The sequence below is a fragment of the Thioalkalivibrio sp. ALE16 genome, assembly GCF_000381305.1.
In the GTDB taxonomy this organism is placed as follows: Bacteria; Pseudomonadota; Gammaproteobacteria; order Ectothiorhodospirales; family Ectothiorhodospiraceae; genus Thioalkalivibrio.
Map to the genome: position 1 here is coordinate 38,597 of NZ_KB906362.1, position 21,834 is coordinate 60,430.

24 protein-coding genes are annotated in these 21,834 nt (G+C 68.1%); 10 read left to right on the forward strand and 14 right to left on the reverse strand.

The features are described from left to right. Positions 1 to 61: 61 nt before the first annotated feature. From F627_RS0108850 to F627_RS0108860, 3 genes are read right to left on the reverse strand one after another with little or no spacing between them, the layout of a single operon-like run. Complete coding sequence (locus tag F627_RS0108850; RefSeq protein ID WP_019583873.1) at positions 62 to 2,116, reverse strand: DUF3488 and transglutaminase-like domain-containing protein; 2,055 nt, start codon at positions 2,114 to 2,116, stop codon at positions 62 to 64. Further along, entirely contained in the window at positions 2,113 to 3,135 is a 1,023-nt protein-coding gene (locus F627_RS0108855) for a DUF58 domain-containing protein (protein ID WP_038035057.1), read from the reverse strand. Before F627_RS0108855 ends, F627_RS0108850 begins: the two co-directional genes overlap by 4 nt. Then, complete coding sequence (locus F627_RS0108860; RefSeq protein WP_019583874.1) at positions 3,117 to 4,055, reverse strand: MoxR family ATPase; 939 nt, start codon at positions 4,053 to 4,055, stop codon at positions 3,117 to 3,119. Before F627_RS0108860 ends, F627_RS0108855 begins: the two co-directional genes overlap by 19 nt. A 113-nt stretch (positions 4,056 to 4,168) precedes the next feature. Between F627_RS0108860 and F627_RS0108865 the strand changes: the two genes are divergently transcribed. Genes F627_RS0108865 through tadA form a run of 6 tightly spaced genes read left to right on the forward strand, consistent with a single transcriptional unit; the run spans position 4,169 to position 8,809 of the window. Then, positions 4,169 to 5,320 (forward strand): MlaE family lipid ABC transporter permease subunit, encoded by a 1,152-nt coding sequence (locus F627_RS0108865; RefSeq protein WP_018877502.1) that lies wholly within the window; start codon positions 4,169 to 4,171, stop codon positions 5,318 to 5,320. A gap of 18 nt (positions 5,321 to 5,338) precedes the next feature. Then, on the forward strand, positions 5,339 to 6,127 hold the full coding sequence (locus F627_RS0108870) for an ABC transporter ATP-binding protein (protein ID WP_018882175.1): 789 nt from the start codon (positions 5,339 to 5,341) through the stop codon (positions 6,125 to 6,127). Then, the gene (locus tag F627_RS0108875; protein WP_019583875.1) at positions 6,124 to 7,137 is read left to right on the forward strand and encodes an MlaD family protein; all 1,014 of its coding nucleotides are present in this window, start codon (positions 6,124 to 6,126) and stop codon (positions 7,135 to 7,137) included. Before F627_RS0108870 ends, F627_RS0108875 begins: the two co-directional genes overlap by 4 nt. 4 nt (positions 7,138 to 7,141) lie before the next feature. Next, the gene (locus F627_RS0108880) at positions 7,142 to 7,813 is read left to right on the forward strand and encodes a membrane integrity-associated transporter subunit PqiC (RefSeq protein ID WP_019583876.1); all 672 of its coding nucleotides are present in this window, start codon (positions 7,142 to 7,144) and stop codon (positions 7,811 to 7,813) included. Next, entirely contained in the window at positions 7,810 to 8,319 is a 510-nt protein-coding gene (locus tag F627_RS0108885; RefSeq protein WP_018880553.1) for a glutathione peroxidase, read from the forward strand. The genes F627_RS0108880 and F627_RS0108885 overlap by 4 nt, the downstream gene beginning before the upstream one ends. Then, positions 8,309 to 8,809 carry a tRNA adenosine(34) deaminase TadA gene (gene tadA, locus F627_RS0108890; RefSeq protein ID WP_018875623.1) on the forward strand — a complete coding sequence of 167 codons (501 nt, stop codon included), beginning with the start codon at positions 8,309 to 8,311 and terminating at the stop codon, positions 8,807 to 8,809. Before F627_RS0108885 ends, tadA begins: the two co-directional genes overlap by 11 nt. 66 nt (positions 8,810 to 8,875) lie before the next feature. On the opposite strand, the gene F627_RS0108895 is transcribed toward tadA, so the two are convergent. The 4 genes from F627_RS0108895 to F627_RS0108910 form a co-directional block, all read right to left on the reverse strand. Further along, positions 8,876 to 10,180: a citrate synthase gene (locus F627_RS0108895; protein WP_018867031.1), complete on the reverse strand. Its 1,305-nt coding sequence runs from the start codon at positions 10,178 to 10,180 to the stop codon at positions 8,876 to 8,878. Between the two features lie 204 nt (positions 10,181 to 10,384). Next, entirely contained in the window at positions 10,385 to 11,350 is a 966-nt protein-coding gene (locus tag F627_RS0108900) for a sensor domain-containing diguanylate cyclase (protein WP_019583877.1), read from the reverse strand. A gap of 41 nt (positions 11,351 to 11,391) precedes the next feature. Continuing rightward, positions 11,392 to 12,342: a diguanylate cyclase domain-containing protein gene (locus F627_RS0108905; protein ID WP_018880305.1), complete on the reverse strand. Its 951-nt coding sequence runs from the start codon at positions 12,340 to 12,342 to the stop codon at positions 11,392 to 11,394. Between the two features lie 37 nt (positions 12,343 to 12,379). Then, positions 12,380 to 13,876, reverse strand: coding sequence for an FAD-linked oxidase C-terminal domain-containing protein (locus tag F627_RS0108910; RefSeq protein WP_018877491.1), 1,497 nt, complete (start codon positions 13,874 to 13,876; stop codon positions 12,380 to 12,382). Between the two features lie 224 nt (positions 13,877 to 14,100). On the opposite strand from F627_RS0108910, the gene serS reads away from it, so the two are divergent. From serS to F627_RS0108925, 3 genes are all read left to right on the forward strand, one after another. After that, positions 14,101 to 15,387 (forward strand): serine--tRNA ligase, encoded by a 1,287-nt coding sequence (gene serS / locus F627_RS0108915; protein ID WP_018880307.1) that lies wholly within the window; start codon positions 14,101 to 14,103, stop codon positions 15,385 to 15,387. 82 nt (positions 15,388 to 15,469) lie between these two features. Beyond that, entirely contained in the window at positions 15,470 to 16,483 is a 1,014-nt protein-coding gene (locus tag F627_RS0108920; RefSeq protein ID WP_026280681.1) for a thioredoxin fold domain-containing protein, read from the forward strand. 28 nt (positions 16,484 to 16,511) lie between these two features. Further along, the gene (locus tag F627_RS0108925) at positions 16,512 to 16,946 is read left to right on the forward strand and encodes a hypothetical protein (protein ID WP_018867025.1); all 435 of its coding nucleotides are present in this window, start codon (positions 16,512 to 16,514) and stop codon (positions 16,944 to 16,946) included. A 34-nt stretch (positions 16,947 to 16,980) separates the two neighbouring features. Here F627_RS0108925 and cyaY read toward each other — a convergent pair whose 3' ends face one another. From cyaY to F627_RS0108940, 3 genes are all read right to left on the reverse strand, one after another. Then, positions 16,981 to 17,304 carry an iron donor protein CyaY gene (gene cyaY / locus F627_RS0108930; protein ID WP_018867024.1) on the reverse strand — a complete coding sequence of 108 codons (324 nt, stop codon included), beginning with the start codon at positions 17,302 to 17,304 and terminating at the stop codon, positions 16,981 to 16,983. A gap of 337 nt (positions 17,305 to 17,641) precedes the next feature. Beyond that, positions 17,642 to 18,028 carry a DUF423 domain-containing protein gene (locus tag F627_RS0108935; protein WP_018867023.1) on the reverse strand — a complete coding sequence of 129 codons (387 nt, stop codon included), beginning with the start codon at positions 18,026 to 18,028 and terminating at the stop codon, positions 17,642 to 17,644. Further along, the gene (locus F627_RS0108940; RefSeq protein ID WP_018875615.1) at positions 18,028 to 18,363 is read right to left on the reverse strand and encodes a hypothetical protein; all 336 of its coding nucleotides are present in this window, start codon (positions 18,361 to 18,363) and stop codon (positions 18,028 to 18,030) included. Before F627_RS0108940 ends, F627_RS0108935 begins: the two co-directional genes overlap by 1 nt. 73 nt (positions 18,364 to 18,436) lie before the next feature. Here F627_RS0108940 and F627_RS0108945 point away from each other — a divergent pair, with 73 nt between their 5' ends. Next, positions 18,437 to 18,997, forward strand: a complete 561-nt coding sequence (locus F627_RS0108945; RefSeq protein ID WP_018880310.1) for a hypothetical protein — start codon at positions 18,437 to 18,439, stop codon at positions 18,995 to 18,997. 18 nt (positions 18,998 to 19,015) lie between these two features. On the opposite strand, the gene F627_RS0108950 is transcribed toward F627_RS0108945, so the two are convergent. The 4 genes from F627_RS0108950 to F627_RS0108965 form a co-directional block, all read right to left on the reverse strand. Continuing rightward, positions 19,016 to 19,804 (reverse strand): class I SAM-dependent methyltransferase, encoded by a 789-nt coding sequence (locus tag F627_RS0108950; protein WP_019583878.1) that lies wholly within the window; start codon positions 19,802 to 19,804, stop codon positions 19,016 to 19,018. 4 nt (positions 19,805 to 19,808) lie between these two features. Beyond that, positions 19,809 to 20,027: a SlyX family protein gene (locus F627_RS0108955; RefSeq protein ID WP_018867019.1), complete on the reverse strand. Its 219-nt coding sequence runs from the start codon at positions 20,025 to 20,027 to the stop codon at positions 19,809 to 19,811. Positions 20,028 to 20,032: 5 nt separating this feature from the next. Next, positions 20,033 to 21,004: a D-2-hydroxyacid dehydrogenase gene (locus tag F627_RS0108960; protein ID WP_019583879.1), complete on the reverse strand. Its 972-nt coding sequence runs from the start codon at positions 21,002 to 21,004 to the stop codon at positions 20,033 to 20,035. A gap of 98 nt (positions 21,005 to 21,102) precedes the next feature. Continuing rightward, positions 21,103 to 21,792 carry a Bax inhibitor-1/YccA family protein gene (locus tag F627_RS0108965; protein ID WP_017941768.1) on the reverse strand — a complete coding sequence of 230 codons (690 nt, stop codon included), beginning with the start codon at positions 21,790 to 21,792 and terminating at the stop codon, positions 21,103 to 21,105. Between the last annotated feature and the right edge of the window lie 42 nt (positions 21,793 to 21,834).

Below are 21,834 nucleotides of genomic sequence, written 5' to 3' on the forward strand. Positions count from 1 at the left end.
GGTCCAACTGCACCGGTCGGCCCCGTTTTTTTGGCGCCCCCCTTGGGAGTGAGCGCGACGGTTATGCGTGCTCCTGGGCTGGCGGCGCGGCGGGCTTTCCGCGTGGAATCTGTCGCAGCAGGTCACGCAGGTGATCAAGTTGGTCCTTGCGCTGCTCCGGGGTCAGCGGCGCGAAGCGCTGGCGGTTGTAGACGCGGGCGAAGGTTGTCAGTGGTTGCGCCAGGTCCGGGCGCGCCCGGCCGACGCGCCGGGTCCACGCATCCACCGGCTCGTGAGCCTGGCGCGCCAGGCTGCGGTCATGCCGTGCGATACGCTCGGATAGCCTTTGCAGCAGGCGATCGGCCGGGGAGCGCCGCTGGCGCGGACGGCGCAGCCAGACCCAGATGATGGCGATCAGCGCCAGGCTGCCGAATCCGACGCCCAGTGCCATCAGGACCGAGCGCCAGTCCCGCGGATCCAGCCCGAGGCGGGCGAAGAGCTCGCGCTGGCGCTCGGGGTCGAAAGCCAGCACCCAGCTCTCCCAGCGAAAGCGCACGAAATCGCCCCAGTCCTCGAGACCGAAGCGTGCCCGCTGCAGCCACGACAGTCCCTCTCCGCGCAGGAGAAAGCCCGGTATTTCCTCCCCGGTATCGCGGGCGAGGCCGGTCAGCCCCTGCTCGATCCGCTCGGGCGCGATGGCGGCGGTGGGGTCCACGCGTACCCAGCCTTCGCCATCCAGCCACACCTCGTTCCAGGCATGCGCGTCGGCATTGCGCAGGCGCAGGTATTCCCCGCGCGTTTGCCAGGTACCCCCCTGATACCCCGTGACGACGCGGGTGGGGATGCCGGCCGCCCGCATCAGCACGGCGAATGCGGAGGCGTAGTGCTCGCAGTAGCCAGCCTGGGTCTCGAACAGGAACTGGTCGGTGGTGTCGTCCTGCAGGCGTGGGGGCTGGAGGGTGTAGCGATAGGGTTCGCCGGCGAAGCGGCGTAGCGCCTCCTGGATGATCGCGCGGTCGTCGTCGCCGTGGGTCGCGCGCCACAGCGCGACCTCGGCACGCGAGCGGGGCGCGGCCGAGGGGGGCAGATGCAGGGCGCGGGCGCGTTCCTGCGGATCCAGTGAAGTCTCGCCGGCACCGGGCGGGGTGACCAGATCGGCCCCGGCGCTGTACTGGATGCGGCTGGTGATACGGCGATCGCGCAGGACCTGGTGGTTCGCGCGCAGTTCGGCGTCCTCCGGCAGGGCGACGGGGTAGTCCAGCACCGGGAGATAGCGGGCGCGGGTCGGCTCGAGGGTGGCGGTATAGCGGGTGACACGGTCGTCGTCATCCGGTGCGGGGGCCTCGATCACGGACCGGTTTTCGTCGGCGGACCAGCGCCGACCGTCGAAATCCGTCATCACCAGGGCGCGCCAGTACTGCGCGCGCGGAGGGGGCACCGCGTCGGTGAATTCGACCCGCAGGGCGGTGGAGTCGTCCTGCAGCAGACTGGCGATGTCACCGGGATTGAGCTCGCCGGACAACCCGGTGCGGGCGCTCTCCTCGCGCTGCGGGTCTCCCCAGAGCGGACCTTCCACGCGCGGGAAGACGAAGAACAGGATCAGCATGAAGGGCAGGGCATGCAGCAGCATGGTCCCGGCCTGTCGCGCCAGTTGCCGGCGCGGGAGCGGACGCCCGGCGTGGACCTGGATCAGCGCGGCGGTGAGCAGGGCGGTCGCCAGGAGCGAGTAGCCGGCGATCAGGATGGACTGATCGAAGAAATAGGTGGTGACGACCACAAAATAGCCGAGGAACAGGGCGATCACGATGTCGCGTCGGTTGCGGGTCTCCAGCAGCTTGAAGGCGATCATGACGAGCAGCAGGGCGGTGCCGGCCTCCTGGCCGAACACGGTGCCGAACTGGGCAAAGGTCAGTCCGCCGGCGATCAGGGCCAGCAGGCTCATGGCGGCCAGCGAGGGGGCAGCGCGTCCGGTGGCCAGCAGCCACGCCCGGGTGGCGATCGCGAGCACCACCAGCGCGGTGATCCACGGGGGCTGATGCCAGACGTGCGGCAGGGCGGCCACCGGCAACGCGACCAGGGCCAGGTCCAGGCCGCGCAGCTCGGCCCGCGGGTCCGCCGGGGTGGGCGCGGGTGTCATGAGCGGGGCTCCGGGTCGAGTTCGATGGGCTCGGTCCGAAACCCGGCAAGCGCCCGGAGGCAGGAATCCCGGTGGCTGACACCCTGTCCCGGTTCCAGGGTCTGGTCGGGCAGGCGCAGGCCGAAGAAACGACCCTCGGCATGGGCCGCCAGCACCTGATGGCACAGCATGGACAGGCGTGTCTCGGTATCCGGGGCGGGCATCGCGTCCCACTCCAGCCACAGGCGATCGCCCTGACCACTGGCGGCCTCGCGCACGTGGAGTTTTCCGCTGCGGGCAAAGGCCTTCCAGATAATGCGTCCGGGCGGGTCCCCGGGTCGGTAGGGGCGAATCTGGTCCGGGGCATCCCCCGCGTGGCCGGTGGAGGCGGGCGCCTCGTCTTCTCCGGTCCCGCCGAGTGTGGCGCCCGGGTCGATGGGGGCCGGATAGACCACGATCTCCGGGGTCAGCGTCAGCCAGGTCCAGGCCTCGAGGATGCCCAGCGGGTAGCGGGTGTCGAGCCGCTGGCGCGGCAGACGGTAGAGCCCTCGCGGCTGACCGGACAGTTCCAGGCGGGCGGTTTCGGCGCCCCGGCCCGGTACCGGAAACGGGCCCGTCGCCCGGTGGCCGACACGCAGCACCAGGGCCTCGCGGGCGCGCCCGTCTGTCTCGCTCAGGCGCAGCGGGATACCGAGTGGCTGGCCGGCAAAGACCGGCGGCACGGGCAGGGTGGCCACCTGCAGGCCGAGCAGGTTGCGGTGGGTGTACCACATGGCGTTGTGGCCGATGCCGACCAGCAGGAAGGTCAGCAGGAACGCCATGTTGTTGGAGTAGTTGATCGAACCCAGGAGCATCACCAGGAGGATCCCGAGCAGGGTGTAGCCGGCCCGCGTGGGCAGGATGTAGATGCGGTCTCGGCCCAGGCGGGCCGCCTGACCGTCGTGCGCGTGGCGGCGGGTGATCCAGCGGATCGCGTCGTCCCGCAGTCGCGCCATGCGGCCTCGCGCGCGGGGGGAACGGGTCATGGAGTCGGGACGCATTCCATCAGGCGTGCGACCGTGCGTTCGGGGCTCTCCGGCTCGCGTGACCGCAGGCGGTGGCCGGCGACCGAGGGCAGTACACGGGCGACGTCGTCGGGCGTGGTGTAGTTGCGGCCGTCGAGAAAGGCATGGGCCCGGGCCGCGCGCAGGAGGCCCAGCCCGGCGCGGGGCGACAGTCCGTGGGCGAAGCGGGCCCGATCGCGGCTTGCACTCAACAGGCCCTGCAGGTAATCGAGGACTGCGGCATCCGCGTGGACGCCGGCCACCTGGTCCTGCCATTCGCGCAGCTGGTGCGGGGCCGCCAGGCTCGGGGGTGTCGGGTGGGTCTCCGCGGCCGGCGCGGCCGTCGGGGCCGGACCGCTGCGCTCCAGCAGGGCCCGTTCGGCTCCGGCATCCGGGTAGCCCAGCTGGATGCGCATCAGGAAGCGGTCGAGCTGGGACTCCGGCAGCGGGTGCGTGCCGACCTGCTCCTCCGGATTCTGGGTGGCGATCACGAAGAACGGTACCGGCAAGGCGCGGGTCGCGCCCTCGACACTGGCCTGGCGCTCCTCCATGGCCTCCAGCAATGCGCTTTGCGTCTTGGGGGGCGCACGGTTGATCTCGTCCGCCAGGAGCACCTGGGTGAAGACGGGGCCGGGATGGAAGCGAAACTCGCCGCTCCCCTGCTCGAAGATGGAGACGCCCAGTACGTCGCCGGGCAGCAGGTCGCTGGTGAACTGTACCCGCTGGTAGTCGAGGGCCATCGCCCGGGCAAGGGCGTGGGCCAGAGTGGTCTTGCCGACACCGGGCTGATCCTCGATCAGCAGGTGCCCGTTGGCCAGCAGACAGGCCAGGGCCAGTCGCACCGGCTCGGGTTTGCCGAGGAGCACTTCGTTGAGTGCGTGTTCAATCTGTTGCAGGGCTTCCTGAGCCGATGGCATGCGAGCCTCGTGATTGGTGATGGCGGACAGGCCTTGGAATGTTCCGGGTGGGCGAATGGTTCCCGGGGCCGTGTTGCGGCTACCATGGCCGCACTTTCTACGCGAGTTGCGCGATGGATTCCACGGCCGCCGGTGGGCGACAGTCGTTTGAATATGATGCCACAGCCGACCCGGCGCCCCGCCTGCGCCTGACCGGGCGGCTGGATGTGCATGCGGTGGAACGTCACTGGGGCACACTGCGGCGGCGTGTGCGCGATCTGGCGCAGCAGGCGGGGGCGCAGGATGTGGTCGTCGACATGGAGGGCGTCGAGTACTGCGATGGCGCGGGGGCCGCACTGCTGCATGCGCTGGAGCAGGACCTCGGGAGGGCAGGGGCCGAGGTCCGGTTCGAAGGGATGGGGTCGATGGTCCGGGACCAGCTGGCACCATACCGCGAGCTGGAGACGGTCGAGCCGGCGCGGGCCGCCCGGGGCCGTGGCTGGTGGCCGGGGTTGCTGGACGGGATCGACCGCGTGGGGCGCGCCGCCCACTCGCAGTTCACCTTCGTGGGCGAGCTGGCCCGGGCCATCGGCAGCTCTCTGCGGCGCCCGCGCCAGGTGCGCTGGGGCGACACCCTGCGCGTGGCGGAGGCCGCGGGCTTTCAGGCATTGCCCATTGTCTCGCTGATTGCGTTCCTGCTGGGGGTGATCCTGGCGTTTCAGTCGGCGATCGCCATGCGCCAGTTCGGCGGCGAGATCTTCGTGGCGAACCTGGTGGCGGTTTCGCTGTTCCGCGAACTCGGGCCGTTGATGATGGCCATCCTGCTCGCCGGCCGTTCCGGGGCGGCATTCGCGGCCGAGATCGGGACCATGAAGGTGAACGAGGAGGTCAATGCCCTGAAGACGATGGGGCTGGATCCGGTGCACTTTCTCGTCTTGCCGAAGGTGCTGGCCGGTTTGCTGGTGGCGCCACTGCTGGCGCTGTACGCCAACATGATCGGGCTGATTGGTGGCGCGGTGGTGATGCAGGGCTTCGGCATCCCCTGGGTGGCGTACTTCAACCAGGTGACATCCGCATTGAGCCCGTCGGATCTGTTTTCCGGGCTGGTCAAGGCCGTGGTATTCGGCCTGGTGGTGGCCGGCGTGGGGTGCCTGCGCGGGCTGCAGACCGGGAGCGGGGCGGCCTCGGTGGGGCTGTCTACCACCAGCGCGGTAGTGACCTCGATCATCCTGATTGTGGTGCTGGACGGCGTGTTTGCCGTGCTGTTCTACCATCTCGGGGTCTGACGCATGAACCAGACGCACATGAACATGGCGGATCCTGACGAGCGCGACGTGGTGATCCGCGTCCGTGGTCTGACCATGGGCTTCGACGACCTGGTGCTGATGCGTGATCTGAACTTCGACGTCCGCCGGGGCGAGATCTTCGTGATCCTGGGCGGTTCCGGCAGTGGCAAGAGCACGCTGCTCAAGCACATGATCGGGCTCTACCAGCCGCTGGCCGGGCATATCTGGGTGGCCGGCGCGGATATCGCCGAGGCCGACGAGGCGCAGCGGGAGGCGATCCTGCGGCGCGTGGGGGTGATGTACCAGATGGGCGCGCTGTTCGGCTCGATGACCTTGCTGGAGAATGTGCGCCTGCCGCTGGAGGTCCATACCGATCTGCCGCGCGAGGCGATGGACGCGATCGCGCGGGCGCGTCTGCAACTGGTGGGGCTGGGCGCGTTTGCCGATTTCATGCCCTCCGAGATCAGCGGGGGGATGCAGAAGCGCGCAGCGATTGCGCGGGCCATGGTGCTGGACCCGGAGGTCCTGTTCCTGGACGAGCCCTCGGCCGGGCTCGATCCGATTACCTCGGCCGATCTGGACCGGCTAATCCAGCGTCTGGCCCGCACCCTGGACATGACGATCGTGATCGTCAGTCACGAACTGGCCAGTATTTTTGCGATCGCGGATCGGGTGATTATGCTCGACAAGGAGAGTCAGGGGATTGCGGCCGAGGGCGACCCGGCCACCCTGCGCGATACATCGAACCACCCGTGGGTACAGCGTTTCCTGCGGCGGACGGATTCCGACGAGGAGAGGCCCGCATGAGTGCCCGACATCATTTCCGGCTGGGGCTGTTCATCCTCGGGGGGCTGGCCGCGCTGGTCGCGGCGCTCCTGATCCTGACGGCGGGCAATCTCCTGCGCCCGTCGATCCAGATCGAGACCTATATGGACGCGTCGGTCCAGGGCCTGGAGGTCGGGGCGCCGGTGAAGTTTCGCGGGGTGACCATCGGCGAGGTAACCGAGATGACGTTTACCTCGGTGGTGTACGAGGCGGATATCCCGCCGCGTGATCGCAAACGCTACGTGATGGTGCGGGCGCGGCTGTACCCGGATCGCTTCGCGGCGAGCGCCCAGGAGGGCGAGTTCCGCGTGGAGGTCTTCGAAAACCTGATCGATGCCGGGCTTCGGGTCCGCATGGCCGCTCAGGGGATCACTGGTATGAACTATCTGGAAGCGGACTTCGCGGACCCCGAGGCCCACCCGCCACTGGCGCATGACTGGGACCCGGCGGGGATCTACATCCCGTCCTCGCCCAGCACCGCCATGCAGTTCCTGGAGTATGCCGAGAACCTCCTCAAGCGTATCGACGAGCTGGACATCGAGGGTGTGGTGGACAACCTGACGAGCCTGCTGGTCACGGTGGAGACCACGATCGCGGAACTCGATACGGCCCGCCTGGCGGACCAGGCGGATCAAATGATCGAGGAGCTCCAGACGACGACCCGCACGGCCACCCGGGTGATGGAGTCGGTCGAGCGCCTGATCGAGCACCCGGATACCCAGGCATTGCCCAGCGAGACGCGGGCCGCGCTGCGGGAACTGCGCGAGACCGCCGAAGCGGCGGATGTCGGGCGGCTGGTCGACCGGATGGATTCGATGGTGGAACGCCTGGATCGCGGCATGGATGTAAGCGAGGCCAAACTGCTGGAGACCCTGGACGAACTGCAGGCCGCGATTGCCGGACTGCGCAGCCTGTCCGATGACGTACGCCGCAACCCGGGGGGCGCGCTGTTCGGGGCCCCGCCGCCCCGCAGCACCATGGACAAGGAGTAGATGGATGACCCGATGGAGCGTTGCCGCACTGCTGCTGATCGCCTGGACACTGGGCGGCTGCACGCTGATCCCCGAACGCGAGGCCGTTGACCGCTCGTGGTTCCTGCTGGAGTTGCCTGCCGAGCCGGCGCCGCGCATGGCCGGAGACGCCGAGCCCCTGGCGGTCGAACTGGGATCGGTGCGCGTGGCGCCGGCCTATTCGGGCAAGGGACTGGTCTACCGCCTGGGGGAACATCGCTACGAGTCGGACTACTACAACGAGTGGTTCCTGCGGCCGGCCGAGCAGTTCGAGCAGCTGCTGCGCGAACGCTGGACCCGCAACGATACCGCCATCGAACTGGTGGATAACGCGGCGGACGCCTGGGCCGAAGGGCGACCGGCGGTGCAGTTGCACATCCTCGTTACGGCGTTGTACGGCGATCTGGATGCCGCCCATCTGGAGGCACTGAGCGCTGTGGACACCGGTGAGGCCGTACAGGGCACGGGCCGAGTCGGACTGCGGGCCCAGCTGCGCACGGACACGCAGGCGCGCCTGGTACACCTGGAGGCGGCCCACACGCTCGACCGGCGATCGGCCTCACGCCTGGTGGCCGCACTGTCGCAAGCCGCCGCCGACGTGCTGGCGGAACTGGAAGACGAAGCGCTGCGCGAGACCGGGCACGGGATGGACGAATGACCGATGTGTTCGATTTTTCCGCCCCGCTGCTCGACGGCGACGAGCAGCCGCTGGCCGCCTGGCGTGGGGATGTCCTGCTGATCGTGAACGTGGCCAGCGAGTGCGGTTTCACGCCGCAGTACGAGGGTCTGCAGGCCCTGGCCGAACGCTATGGCGAACGGGGGTTCCGCGTGCTGGGCTTTCCGTGCAACCAGTTCGGAGGTCAGGAGCCGGGGGATGCCGGGCAGATCCGCGCCTGCGGCACGCGATTCGGGGTGTCGTTCCCGGTGTTCGCCAAGGTCGAGGTGAACGGTACCGAGGCCCATCCGCTGTTTCGACACCTCAAGGAACAGGCACCGGGGGCCCTGGGTACGCAGGGCATCAAGTGGAACTTCACCAAGTTCCTGGTCGGTCGCGACGGCCGGGTGATCCGGCGGTTTGCCCCGCAGAAGAAGCCGTCGGAGCTGGTCCAGGCGATCGAGGCGGCGCTGGACGAGCCGCCCCCGAGGCCCCCCAGTGCCGCGTAGCGTGGCGCCGGGCGAGACCGGCCCGGCGCCCGACGCGCCGGGAGCGGCGGACTACTGGATGGAGCGCGCCCTGTCCCTGGCGGATCGGGCGGCCGCAGTCGGCGAGGTCCCGGTCGGCGCGGTCCTGGTGGACGCCGATGGCACCTGTCTGGCCGCCTGCCACAATGCACCGATCGCGCTCCACGACCCGACGGCGCATGCCGAGATCCGGGCGCTGCGCGAAGCCGGCGAGCGCTTGCAGAACTATCGGCTGCCCGGCACCACCCTCTACGTGACCCTGGAGCCATGCAGCATGTGTGCCGGTGCCATGATCCACGCCCGGGTAGCCCACCTGGTATACGGCGCGCCCGATCCGCGAACCGGCGCCGCAGGGAGCGCGCTGGATCTGATCGAGCATCCGGCGCACAACCATCGGCTCGAGGTGACCGGCGGGATTCTCGGGGAGGAAGCCGCCGAGCAGCTGCGCCGCTTCTTTCGCGCCCGACGCTAGGAGCCTGTCGGCTGGTCTTTGGTCGGTACGGCCGTGCGGGCCGGACCAGTCTTTTTGCTGTCCCGGTCAGCGCTGCTCGATGGCGACGTATTCGCGGGAGGGGTAGCCGGTGTAGAGCTGGCGTGGACGGCCGATGCGGGATTCGGGGTCCATCATCATCTCGTTCCAGTGCGAGATCCAGCCGACGGTGCGGGCCAGCGCAAAGATCACGGTGAACATGTTCAGCGGGATGCCCATCGCGCGCAGGATGATGCCGGAGTAGAAGTCGACATTCGGGTAGAGCTTGCGCTCGATGAAGTAGTCGTCCTCCATCGCGATGCGTTCGAGCTCCATCGCTACGTCGAACAGCGGCTGGTTGTCGGCGCCCATGTCGCCCATCTCTTCCAGTAGCTCGTGGCACATCTTGCGGATGATCTTGGCGCGCGGGTCGTAGTTCTTGTAGACCCGGTGACCGAAGCCCATCAGGCGGAAGGGATCGTTCTTGTCCTTGGCCCGGGCGACGAAGTCCTCGACGCTCTTGTCGGAGTTCACGATCTCCTCGAGCATGCGGATGACCTTCTCGTTCGCGCCGCCGTGGAGCGGGCCCCACAGCGAGGCGATGCCGGCGGAGATGGCCGCGAACGGGTTGGCCTCCGAGGAGCCGGACAGGCGCACGGTGGAGGTCGAGGCGTTCTGCTCGTGGTCGGCGTGCAGGATCAGGATCAGGTCCAGGGCGCGCACGAACACCGGGTTCGGCTGGTAGGGCTCGCTGGGGACCCCGAACATCATCGACAGGAAGTTGGCCGTGTAGGACAGGTTGTTATCCGGGTACATGAACGGCTGGCCGTGGGCGTATTTGTACGACCAGGCGGCGATGGTCGGCATCTTGGAGATCAGCCGGTGCGCGGCGATGCGGCGGTGCTCCGGGTTATGCACGTCGACGTTGTCGTGATAGAAGGCCGACAGGGCGCCGACTACGCCGACCATGATCGCCATCGGGTGCGCATCGTGGCGGAAGCCGTCGAAGAAGCGGCGCACCGCCTCGTGCAGCATCGAGTGTTCCTTGATGATGCGCGAGAAGTCGTGGAGATCGTCGGAGGAGGGAAGTTCGCCGTTCAGCAGCAGGTAGCAGACCTCGAGGTAGGTGCTCTCGGAGGCGAGTTGCTCGATGGGGTAGCCGCGATAGAGCAGGGTGCCTTCGTCGCCGTCGATGAAGGTGACGTCCGAACGACAGCTGGCCGTGGACATGAAGCCCGGGTCGTAGGTGAAGTAGCCAAGCTCCTTGTACAGGGCGCGGATATCGAGGCAGTTGGGGCCGTGCGAGCCCTCCTGGATCGGCAGCTCGATGCTCTTGCCCGTGGTGTTGTCGGTCAGCGTGACGGTTTTGCTCATGAAACGGCCTCGTAGAATTGGGGTCGCCCGGATGCGAAGGCCTCAATGGTAAACCAAAGGCGGGCCTGCGGCAGCGGGTTTCGGGCGGGGCGGAGCGAGACGGGCCGCCGGTTCTGGATACCCGCCGCTCGGCACCTGCGCGACTTCGGGGCGCAGGCGGGCCGCAACGCGCGTAACCATGAGTCAGTGCTTCCCTGGCGGCGATCAGTGGGCCGACGGGCCGCGGCGCTGGCGCTTGTCGGCGTACATGGCGGCGTCGGCGTTGCTCTGGGCGGCGGCCAGCGAGCCGCTGACGGTGCGGCAGGCGTAGCCAATGGAGGCCTCGACACCTGCCGCCAGGAGCGCCGCGCGCAGCCGGTCGGCGATCTCGGGCAGGTAGTCCGCCGGGGTCTCCGGCAGGAGCACGCCGAACTCGTCGCCGCCCAGGCGCGCGACCACATCGTTCTCGCGGCTGGCACTCCGCAGCGCCTGGCCCGCCGCCTGGATCATCCGGTCACCGGCGTCGTGGCCCTCATGGTCGTTGACCGCCTTCAGGTGGTCGAGATCCAGGGCGATGATGCCCGCCGGAAGGCTGTGATCCTCGCAGCGCTGTTCCTCGGCATCGAGCGCGATCTGCCAGCCGCGGCGGTTGCGGGTACCGGTCAGGCTGTCGTTGTAGGCCTCCAGGATCAGCGCTTCGCGTTCGCGTTCGTCGATGTGGCGGCGTTGTCGCAGCAGTGCCTCGATCACCTGAACCGCGGACTCGATCTCCCCCGCGCGCGATTCGATCGCCTGGGAGACGGGCTCGGGATGCATTGCACACAGCACGCCGTACATGCCGTACTCGCGGTCGTGTACCGGAAAGCCGATGTAGCTGCCAATGGCGGGTGGATCCGTCTGCGCGGCAAGTGCATCCTGGTAGGCGGGCACCTGTGTCACGTCCGGAGCGATTCGCGGGCCGCGCTCGGCCAGCATGCGGATGCAGAAGGAGTTGCCCCAGTCAAAGGCGGTGCCCGGTTCAATCCCGTAGCCGTGGTCGTCGGCGCGCACCACGATCTGCTCGTTGTCCTCGATGCGGGTCAGCATCCAGACATCCAGCGGCGCGAGGCGGTGGAGCAGCTTCAGGGTGTGATCGACCCCGAGATTGAACGGCGTGTGCGAAGGGTCGGCTGGGTCGAAGGTCCGGGCCATGGTGTGTCCTGTCGAGCGAGCGCTGGGGCGGGACGGGTGGTTCAGGGAGACGTGGGTTGTGGCGCGTTGCGTTTCCCGCGTGCGGCGTTTTGCAGGGCGCTTGCGAGGCTGCCGGTGCCCGGTTCGCGTGCTGCGTACCCGACACTGGCCGGGATGCCCTGATCCGCCAGATATTGTTGCAGTGATCGGGCGCGTTCCGCGAGCGACGGGTTCTTCATCTCGCTCGCGAGCAGGGCGAAGCGGCCGCCACCCAGGCGTCCGATCCGGTCGGTGGGGTGTGCCCGCTCCTGCAGGGCGAGGATCGCCCGCACCAGTTCGGTGTCGTCGTGGCCTTCGGCCCCGTCGGAGGACAAGCCCTCCGGAAAGAAATCCAGCGCGATGATCCCGGCGGGTTGTCCGAGCCGCTGGCATCGGGTCTCTTCGGCCTCCAGCGCGAGCTCCCATCCGTGCCGATTGAGGACCCCGGTCAGCGGGTCGCTGTGCACGGACAGGGCCGTGTGCTGGCGCAGGCGGTCCAGGACCTCGGCGCGCTGGCTCAGACGCAGCACGTGGCTCAGGGATTCGGCCAGGGCGCGGATGACCGGTTCGTGGCGTTCGATGGCGGGATCCACGGGCTCGGGGTGCAGACCGCACAGGGTGCCGAACAGCTGGCCTTCGGCGTCGTGCAGGGGGAATCCGACGTAGCAGCCGATGGCCGCGATGTCATTGATGGGGGCACTGGCGTAGGCGGGCACGCTGCGCGCATCGGCGGCCACGTTCGGCCCCTCGCCGGCGTGCATGTGGACACAGTAGGAGTGCTGCCAGCTGAACGCGGCACCCGGACGGAAGCGTGGGGCCCGCCCGCGTGTGTGCAGGACGATCCAGTCGTCGGCCTCGACTCGCGTCAGCATCCAGATGTCCAGTGGGACCAGGGCCTGCAGCGCGTTCAGGGTGGCATCGACGGCACCGGAGAACTCGTCGGCCAGCGGGGTGGCCAGCGTCGTGTCGGACATGGTAGCGGTCGCGTGCGGTGGGTTCGGGGCTGGCATCCTACAGACGCGGCAGATCGGGATGCGACACCTGGCCGCCGTGTACATGCTGGCGCCCGAACTCGGCACAGCGTGCCAGGGTGGGGACGGCCTTGCCGGGATTGAGCAGGCCCAGCGGGTCGAACGCACGGCGCAGGTGGTGAAACTGTTCGAGCTCCGGGGCGGCGAACTGCACGCACATCCCGTCCAGCTTTTCCACACCGACGCCGTGTTCCCCGGTGACGGTGCCGCCGACCTCCACGCACAGCTCGAGGATCTGCTGACCGAAGGTCTCCGCGGTCTCCAGTTGTCCGGGCTGATTGGCGTCGTACAGGATCAGCGGGTGCAGGTTGCCGTCGCCGGCGTGGAACACGTTGCACACCCCCAGGCCGTGCTCTTGTGACAGCCCGTTGATGCGTTCCAGCACGGTACCGAGCTGGTGGCGCGGGATGGTGCCGTCCATGCAGTAGTAGTCCGGCGAGATGCGGCCGGCGGCGGGGAACGCCGCCTTGCGCCCGGCCCAGAAGCGCGCACGCTCGGCATCGTCGCGGGCGGTGCGCACCTCGGTGGCGCCCAGGTCCAGCAGTTTCTTGCGCACGACCATGATGTCCTCCGAGACCTCGGCATTGGTCCCGTCGAGTTCGCACAGCAGGATGGCCGCCGCGTCGGTCGGATAGTCGGCATGGACGAAGTCCTCCGCCGCGCGGATGGCGGCGTTGTCCATCATCTCGAGCCCGGCCGGGACCAGCCCGGCAGCAATGATCCCGGCCACGGCACGCCCGGCCGATTCCACGTCGGCAAAGCTGGCGAGCAGGACCTGGGTGCGTTCCGGGCGTGGCAGCAGGCGGACGGTGACCTCGGTGACAACGCCCAGCATGCCCTCGGAACCGACCATGAAGGCGAGGAGGTCCAGGCCGGCGGTATCCAGGGTCTTGCCGCCTAGCCGGATGGTCTCGCCGTCGAGGGTGACGATCTCCAGCCCGATGACATTGTGCACGGTCAGCCCGTACTTGAGGCAATGCACGCCCCCCGCGTTCTCGGCTACGTTGCCGCCGATGGAGCAGGCGATCTGCGAGGAAGGGTCGGGGGCGTAGTATAGGCCCTGGGGTGCGGCGGCTTCGGAGATCGCCAGGTTGCGCACCCCCGGCTGCACCACGGCACAGCGATTGTCCGCGTCGATCTCGAGAATGCGGTTGAAGCGGGCCATGGAGAGCAGCAGTCCGGTCTCGCTCGGGAGTGCGCCGCCGGACAGCCCCGTGCCCGCGCCGCGCGGGATGATCGGCACCCCGTGTTCGCGGCAGACCCGCAGGCAGGTCAGGAGTTCTTCCCGCGTGCGCGGAAGGGCGACCGCCCCGGGGATCTGGCGGTAGGCAGAGAGACCGTCGCACTCGTAGGCGCGGCGTTCCGCGGTCTCGGTGACCAGGGCGTCGGCGGGCAACGCGTTCGCCAGGGTCTCGATGACCGTGGCCAGTGCCTGCGTGGCGGTCTCGGTCGGGTCGATGGACGGATGTGCACTCATGGCTTCGATGGTAGGGACCTGCTGGGTACACGCGATGTGATCGCATAAACTGTAGGCCTTTTCCGCGAACCGGGCATGTGGTGTGGACAGGTCGGGTTTCCGGTCTGGCCGCGGCCGCCGGGTTGTGCGGGGTGGGCGTCTCCGGGCTCGGTGCCCGTGGACGCCACGGGGCCGCGACCGTAGACTTCCCCGTCGTTCCCGCAACCCCGTACTGGAAAGCCGTCATGCTTGATATCCGCAGCCTGCGTCAGGATCTGGATGCGACCGCCACCGCGCTCGAGCGTCGGGGGTACACCCTGGACCGCGAACGTTTCGAGGCCCTGGAGGCGCGGCGCAAGGCCTTGCAGGTGCGCACCCAGGAGCTGCAGGCCGAGCGCAATACCCGCTCCAAGGGCATTGGCCAGGCCAAGGCCCGGGGCGAGGACATCGAACCGCTGAAGGCCGAGGTCGGGCGCCTGGGCGACGAGCTCAAGCAGTGCGAGACCGACCTGCACGGGGTGCAGGAGGAACTGGACGCGCTGTTGATGGGGATCCCCAACCTGCCGCAGGCGGATGTGCCGGACGGCCTGGACGAGAAGTCCAACGTGGAAATCCGGCGCGAGGGTACGCCGGCGGATTTCGACTTCACGCCGCGGGATCACGTGGATCTGGGTCTGCCGGGCGGCTGGCTGGATTTCGAGGCGGCCGTTCGTGTTGCCGGGTCGCGGTTTGTGGTCATGCGCGGGGAGATGGCCCGGCTGCACCGGGCGCTGACCCAGTTCATGCTGGACCTGCACACCGGCTCGCACAGCTACCAGGAGACCTATGTGCCCTACCTGGCGAATCCCGAGTCGCTGGAGGGCACCGGCCAGTTGCCGAAATTCGACGCGGATCTGTTCTCGGTGGACTGTGATCAGCGCTACCGCCTGATCCCCACGGCCGAGGTCACGCTGACCAACCTGGTGCGGGACCAGATCCTGGAGGCCGACGAGCTGCCGTTGCGGATGGTGGCCCATACCCCGTGCTTCCGCTCCGAGGCGGGCAGCTACGGCCGTGACGTGCGCGGCCTGATCCGGCAGCACCAGTTCGAGAAGGTGGAGCTGGTGCAGATCGTTCGGCCCGAAGACTCCGATGCGGCGCTCGAGAGCCTGCTGGGGCACGCCGAGGCCGTGCTGCAGGCACTGGAACTGCCCTATCGCGTCATGCTCTTGAGCACTGGTGACATGGGCTTCGCCGCGGCGCGCACCTATGACCTCGAGGTCTGGTTGCCGGCGCAGGATGCGTACCGCGAGATCTCGTCGTGCTCGAACTTCGAGGCCTTCCAGGCCCGGCGTATGCAGGCGCGCTTCCGGCCGAAGGCCGGCGAGCGTCCCGAGCTGGTTCACACCATCAATGGCTCGGGGGTCGCGGTGGGGCGCGCACTGGTCGCGTTGCTGGAGAATCATCAGCAGGCGGATGGCTCCATCCGGATCCCGGAAAAGCTGCGTCCGTATCTCGGGGGAACCTCGGTGCTGGAGCCGCCGTCCGAGTAGCAGGCCCTTTCGGAAAACCGCCCACGTGAAACGCCCGTCTTGCCGAATTTGCCATCCCGGCCTGCTGGCCGGTCTCGCGCTGATGATGTTGGCGTGGGCGCTTGTGGCGTCGCCCGTGTCGGCGGACGACGGGGCCGGTGCGGACGAAGGACTGGTCTTCGACGACACGCCGCGGCCGATCGGCCTGCATACGCCGGACTGGTTCGAACTGAGTTTCCTGGACCTGCGCGAGGACCTGGACGATGCGGTCGAGCAGGGCAAGATGGGGCTGGCGGTCTACTTCGGCATGGACGACTGTCCCTACTGCGAGGCGCTGTTCGACAAGAATTTCGCGCAGGACGACATCCGCGAGTATCTGTCGGCGCATTTCAATGTCGTCGCGATTGATGCCCTGGGGACGCGGGAAGTTACCGATCTCGATGGCGAGACCTGGATCGAGCGGCGCTACGCGGCCGAACAGCGGCTCAACTTCACCCCTTCGATTGCCTTCTACGACGAGGAGGGCGAGCGCATCCACCAGATGCGTGGCTACTACCCGCCGTATCGTTTTCGCGCGCTGCTGGAGTACGTGATTGACCGCCACGACCGGGAGGGGAGCTTCCGCGACTACCTGGACCGGGCCGACCCGCCGCCGAAATTTGACCTGGACGACATGAACCAGCGCGACTTTTTCGCGAACCCGCCGTATGCGCTGGATCGCAGCCGGATCCCTGCGGATCGGCCGCTGGTGGTGTTCTTCGAGCGCGAGGCTTGCCATGCCTGCGATATCCTGCATTCCGAGCCACTGCAACAGGATGAGGTGCTGGAACGCATCGCGCTGATGGATGCGGTGCAGCTGGATGCCGACGATGCCGATACCCCGGTGCTGACCCCCGGCGGGGAACGCACGAACCCGAAGGAGTGGGCAGCGGCGCTGGATATACACTGGGCGCCGACCCTGATCTTCTTCGACGAACAGGGTGAGGAGATCATCCGCATCGACTCCGTGGTGCACCTGAATCGACTGCGCAACGTGATGGACTACGTGCTGACGCGGGGCTACGAGGAATACGCGACTTTCGAACGCTGGCGGGCGCAGCAGCCGGCGCGTCCCTGACGACACCCCGAACCGAGGAAACTGCCCCTTGCATTTCGAACGTGATTTCGTGATCCGCAACCGCGAGGTGCTGGAAGGCATCGTGGCCCGTTCCCACCGCGTTGCGCTGGGGATCTTCGTGCTGACCTTCGGGGGCTACGGTGTAGCGGTGTGGCTGTGGTTCCAGGACAACATGTGGGGTGCCCTGGTGGTGGCGACCGTCAGCTATCTGGTATTCCGCCAGTTCCGGATGCTGGCGCTGGGGGTGGCACGCATGCCGCTGCGGGGCGACCCGCAGGCGGTGGAGGCGCTGCGGGCGATCGACGTGGCGCTGGAACAGGATAAGCCGCACCCGGTGCTGGCCGAGGTCGAGGCGCATCTGCGCGCGCTGGAAGACGAGCCGCCCGCCGCCGCCGATCGGACCACGGATCGCGCCGCATCCGGGCAGGACGATGCCGACAAGGGGTCTGGCAAGGGCGACTAGGAGCTGTCGAGTTCGGGCGCCCGGCGGCGGCGCCTCAGAGTTCGACCGGCACGCCCAGCTTCTGCTCGATCACGCGCACTAGGGTCGCGTGCAGGTCTTCGCCGTTGCGGTCATCGATCCAGGCACCTTCCTCCTCGGAATAGCCGAAGTGGGCCGGACCCTCGGGGGAGGACAGCCAGATCTGTTCGGCGGCCTCCTGACGGTTCAGGATGAGCTGGGCGCCATCGTCGAACTCGATGGTCATCACGCCGTCGATCAGGTCGATATCCAGGTCGTCCAGCGCGCTCTGGTCGCTCAGGCGGGTCTGGATGTCGTCCAGGGCTTTCTCGGCGAATACGGCGAAGGAGGTCTGGCTCATGGGGCGCTCGGTCCGGTGGTGAAGGTTGGGGTCAGGCAGGGCGCGATTATAGGGAGACGCTGATTGAATCGCACGTCCACGCTCGAGTCGCTTTTGCGTGCGAACAAGGCGCGGTGACTGCCGTGCAGTCACTCTGCACAAGGGAACCGCAACGCCGTTCCCACGCCAAAGCGGCCGAGCCCCTGCTTTCAATAGCTTGTGGGGTTGGAGCCCCCTGTTCCCCGATCCTGCGTTGCGCCGCTTGCGGGTAGAACCACTACCCGCTGCACGACGCGCCTTGTCTCGGAAAACAGGGGGCACCAACGCGGACGTGCGATTCAATCAGCGTCTCCCTAGGTCAGCCGCGCCAGGCGGCAATGGCCAACCCCGCCCAGCCGAGGATAAAGGCCGTCCCGCCGAGTGGCGCGATCGCCCCGAGGATGCGGGGCGCCCCGAGTGCGAGGGCGTACAGGCTGCCCGAGAACAGGAGGATGCCGATCACGAAGGCCACCGCGCTGGCGGCGGCCCAGCCGTTGGCCAGCTGCGCCCACAGGGCGGCGACCAGCAGCAGGGCCAGGGCGTGGATGAAGTGGTACTGAACGCCGGTGTGCCAGGTCGTCAGGGCGTGTTCCGAAAGGCGTTCCTGGAGGGCGTGGGCGCCGAAGGCGCCGAGCACGACCGCGATCCCGCCCAGCAGACTGGCGATGACGATCAGGGGGCGAATCAGGGGCTCGCCGGCGACCATCAGGCGTCGTCGCCCATCTCGCTATCGATGTCCTGTCCGGCGACCCAGCCGTGTTCCCGAGCGCGCTCGATCGCTTCCTGATGGATGCGTTCATGACGTTCACGAAGTTCCGGCGGGAGATTGCTGATACGCAGGTCGTACTTGTCCCATTCGGCATTGACCTGGTCGTGCAGCATCTGGATGCGCGAGACATCCCAGCCGTCGCAGGTTTCGGTCTCCGGGAGGATGCCGAACACCCAGGCATCACGGATGAAATTGCCGATGGGGGTCATGCCGCCGTACATGTCGTTGTACAGGCCGACGTAGGTGCGGTTGGAACGGTTGGGTCCTTTCATGCCGCATAGTGTAGGGGCGACTAGGGCTCAGGCAAAGCGTTTTCGCCGGTGGGCGAGAAAAACGGAGATCAGGGTGCAAACCGGGAACGATTCACTGACGCGGGTGCGGATCCGCGCGCTCATGAAGCTGATGGTGCTGGGGGCCGCATTGCTGCTGGTGGGGGTTATGCTGCGGTACGCATTTTCCGGATCGGTGGACACCCGTGGCGACACCCTTCGGGTGGACCTTGCGGAGATCGCGCCGGGCGAGGCGGGACGCTTTGTCCACGGGAACCGGCATGTCCTGGTGGTCCACCGGGATGCGGCCTGGCAGGGTGCGCTGGCGAGCGACGAGGAACTGGTCGATCCCGCTGCGCGCCGCGGTCAGCAGCCGGACGGGCTGGACCTGCCGCTGCGCAGCTTTCGCCCCGAATGGCTGGTGGTGATCGGTGAGGGGACGGACCTGGGCTGCGAGCTGGATCTGGTGCACCCGGACGAAGCCGATGGCTGGAGTGGCGGGTTCGTCGATCGTTGCCGGGGCGGACGCTATGACGGGGCGGGGCGGGTCTACGCGGATCAGAACGCCCGCCGTAACCTGCCCATCCCGGACTACCGGTTCGCGGGGGAGGACCGGCTGATCCTGGGCAGCCCCTGAAACGGGCGAGGAGCGATATCAGCCGGACGCCGCGGTCGCTTCGGCGGGCCCCGTGGCCGAATAGAGGTCGAAGCGCACGCTCTTGCCCTTGACGCTGGCCTGCGGGGCGTCCGGTCCGAGAGCCGGGGCGTGCAGCGGGCGTTTTACGATCACCCGGCGTTCCACGTGGCCGCGCAGGGCGGCCAGGGTCTGTTCGGCGTCGGCGTCGGGGTCGGCGTCGGCCGTATCCGCCATCAGCGCCTGGATCAGTTGCATGTCCTTCTTGACCGCGGCGCGTTTGGCGCGCTCCGGGAACATGGGGTCCAAGACCGCGGCCATCGCGGGTGTGCTCACGGCGGTGGGGTCGGCGACGCCCTCGAGCAGGGTAATGCGCTGGATGACCGGGGCCAGATCCGGGTGAGTTGCAGCGCGCGCCAGGGCATCGGCGAGCAGACGGTATACCACGGGGTGACGTTCCCAGGCGGTCACGCGAAAGCCGTGCGCGGCCAGCAGCAGGGTGTCGCGCCCGAGACCGGCGGAGGCATCCAGTACGTGGCCGTCGCGCGGGAGTTTGCCGAAGGCGCGCATCAGCCCCTCGCGCTGATGGCCGGCATGGGCCAGTCGATAGCCCTGGCGTCCGGCCGCGAAGTCGAGGTGCAGTCGCAGCGCCGGCTGGACGTCCTCGCGGATGAGCTGCAGGCCGTGATCGCCCGTTTCCAGGACCAGCCGAGCCGCGCCGCCGTGCCGGTAGCCGCGCGCCTCGAGGGCCTTGCGCAGTGCGTCGGCAGCGCTGTCGTAGCCGGGAGCCGCGCGTACGGTCAGCGCCATGGGGTCAGTAGTGCGGCGGGGGTGGTTCGGCGTCTTCTCGCCCGCCCCCGCGTTCCTCAAGCTCACGCAGGCGGTCGCGCAGCCACTGGACCTGCTGGCGCAGGTCGGCATTGGCCTGCTGCAGTTCCATCTGGATGCGGGCCTGCTCCTCCTGGGTGTATTCCTGGTGGGCCAGGCGGATCTCCAGGTCCTCGATTCGCTGTTGCAGGGGGTCGGTGTCCATGCGCGTCATTCCACCACGTTGCGCGGTGAACCGCATGCGAAGCTGCGGATGTTGTGCGTGACTTCGTCGATCACCCGCTGACGGGCGCTGCGCGCCGCCCAGGCGGTATGGGGGGTCAGCACGAGGCGCGGGATGTCGTCGGCCAGCAGCGGATGACCCGGTGGCGGGGGTTCCGGTTCCAGGACGTCGATGCCCGCGCCGCCGAGATGACCGCTGTGCAGGTGACGCGCCAGGGCCTCGGGGTCAACGAGACCGCCGCGGGCCGTGTTCAGCAGAATGCTTCCCGGCCGCATTCGGCGCAGTGCGTCGTCGTCGATGAGGTGGCGCGTGGCGGGCGTGAGCGGGCAATGCAGGCTGATCACATCGCACTCCGCAAGCAGGCGCTCCAGGGGCAGGCGATCCGCGTGCGTCCGCTGCGCGGGATCGTGACTCTGCGCAACCCGAACCTCCATGCCGAAGGCCTCGGCAACACGGGCGGTGGCCCGGCCCAGCACCCCCCACCCGATGATCCCGATGCGCATCCCGGCCAGGGTGCCGATCGGGTGGTCGAGGAGGCAGAACTGATCCGAGGCGCTCCAGCGTCCGGCGCGGATGTCGGCTCGGTAGTCATCCAGCCGCGTGACCAGCGTCAGGAGCAGGGCGAAGACATGCTGCACCACGGAGTCTGTGGCGTAGTCGCGCGCGTTGCTGACGACGATGCCTTGTCGGCGGGCGGCGGCCACGTCGATATTGTTGAAGCCGGTCGCGGCGGCGCAGATCAGTCGCAGGCGGGGCGCTACGGCCAGCAGATCGGCATCCAGTTCGACCTTGTTCGTGATCACGACATCGGCGTCCGCGATCCGTTCGGCGCACTGGTCGGGTCGCGTGCGGTCGTGGAAGGCCCACTCGGGCAGGCAGGCGCGGAGCTCGGTGAGGTCGAGGTCGTCCCGGTCAACCGTGTTCAGGTCGAGAAAGACACCGCGCTGGAGCTGGGTCATGGGCCGAAGTCCCCGAGAGTCTGTGTAAGCGGTGTCCAACGAAAAGGGCCCCGCGCGGCGGGGCCCTTGAACGAGTTCCTGCGGTTGGTGCTGGACCCTTAGTTGTCACCCATAAAGGCGTGGAACAGGTTCAGCAGGTGCAGGAACATCACGTAGAGGTTCGCGTACAGCGAGACGGTCATCACGATGTAGTTGGCCTCGGGGTCGTGAATCATCCGACTGGTGTCGAACAGGATGGCCGCGGACAGCAGCAGGACGACCGCGGCCGAGATGGCCAGCGAGAGCGCCGGGATCGCCAGGAACAGGTTGGCGACGATGGCCAGCAGGGCCACGATCAGGCCGACGACCAGGAAGCCGCCGAGGAAGCTGAAGTCCTTCTTGGTGGCGAGGGCGTAGCCGGAGAGCGTGACGAATGCGATGGCCGTGGCGGCGAAGGCGTTGCCGACGATCTGCGGGCCGTTGGGCAGGCCCAGATACATGCTCAGGATCGGGCCGAGGAAGAAGCCCAGCACGCCGGTGAAGGCGAAGGTCAGGACGATGCCCAGTGCCGAATTGCGCGCGGCGTGGATGGCGAACGGGCCGCCGATCAGCACGCCCAGCATGATGATCCAGTGTACCGGCGGCGCATTGACCGCCATGGCGATGAACGCGGTAACCGCGCTGAACGCCAGGGTGAGCGACAGCAGCATGTAGGTCTGCCGGATCACCTTGTTGGTGGAGATGGTCTCGCTGATGGAGCCAGTGCTGGACGGGTTGCGACTCGAGCGGACGATCTGGTCTCGGGACACGGGTCAACTCCTCAATGCATTCGAATAAGCCACAGTGTAGCG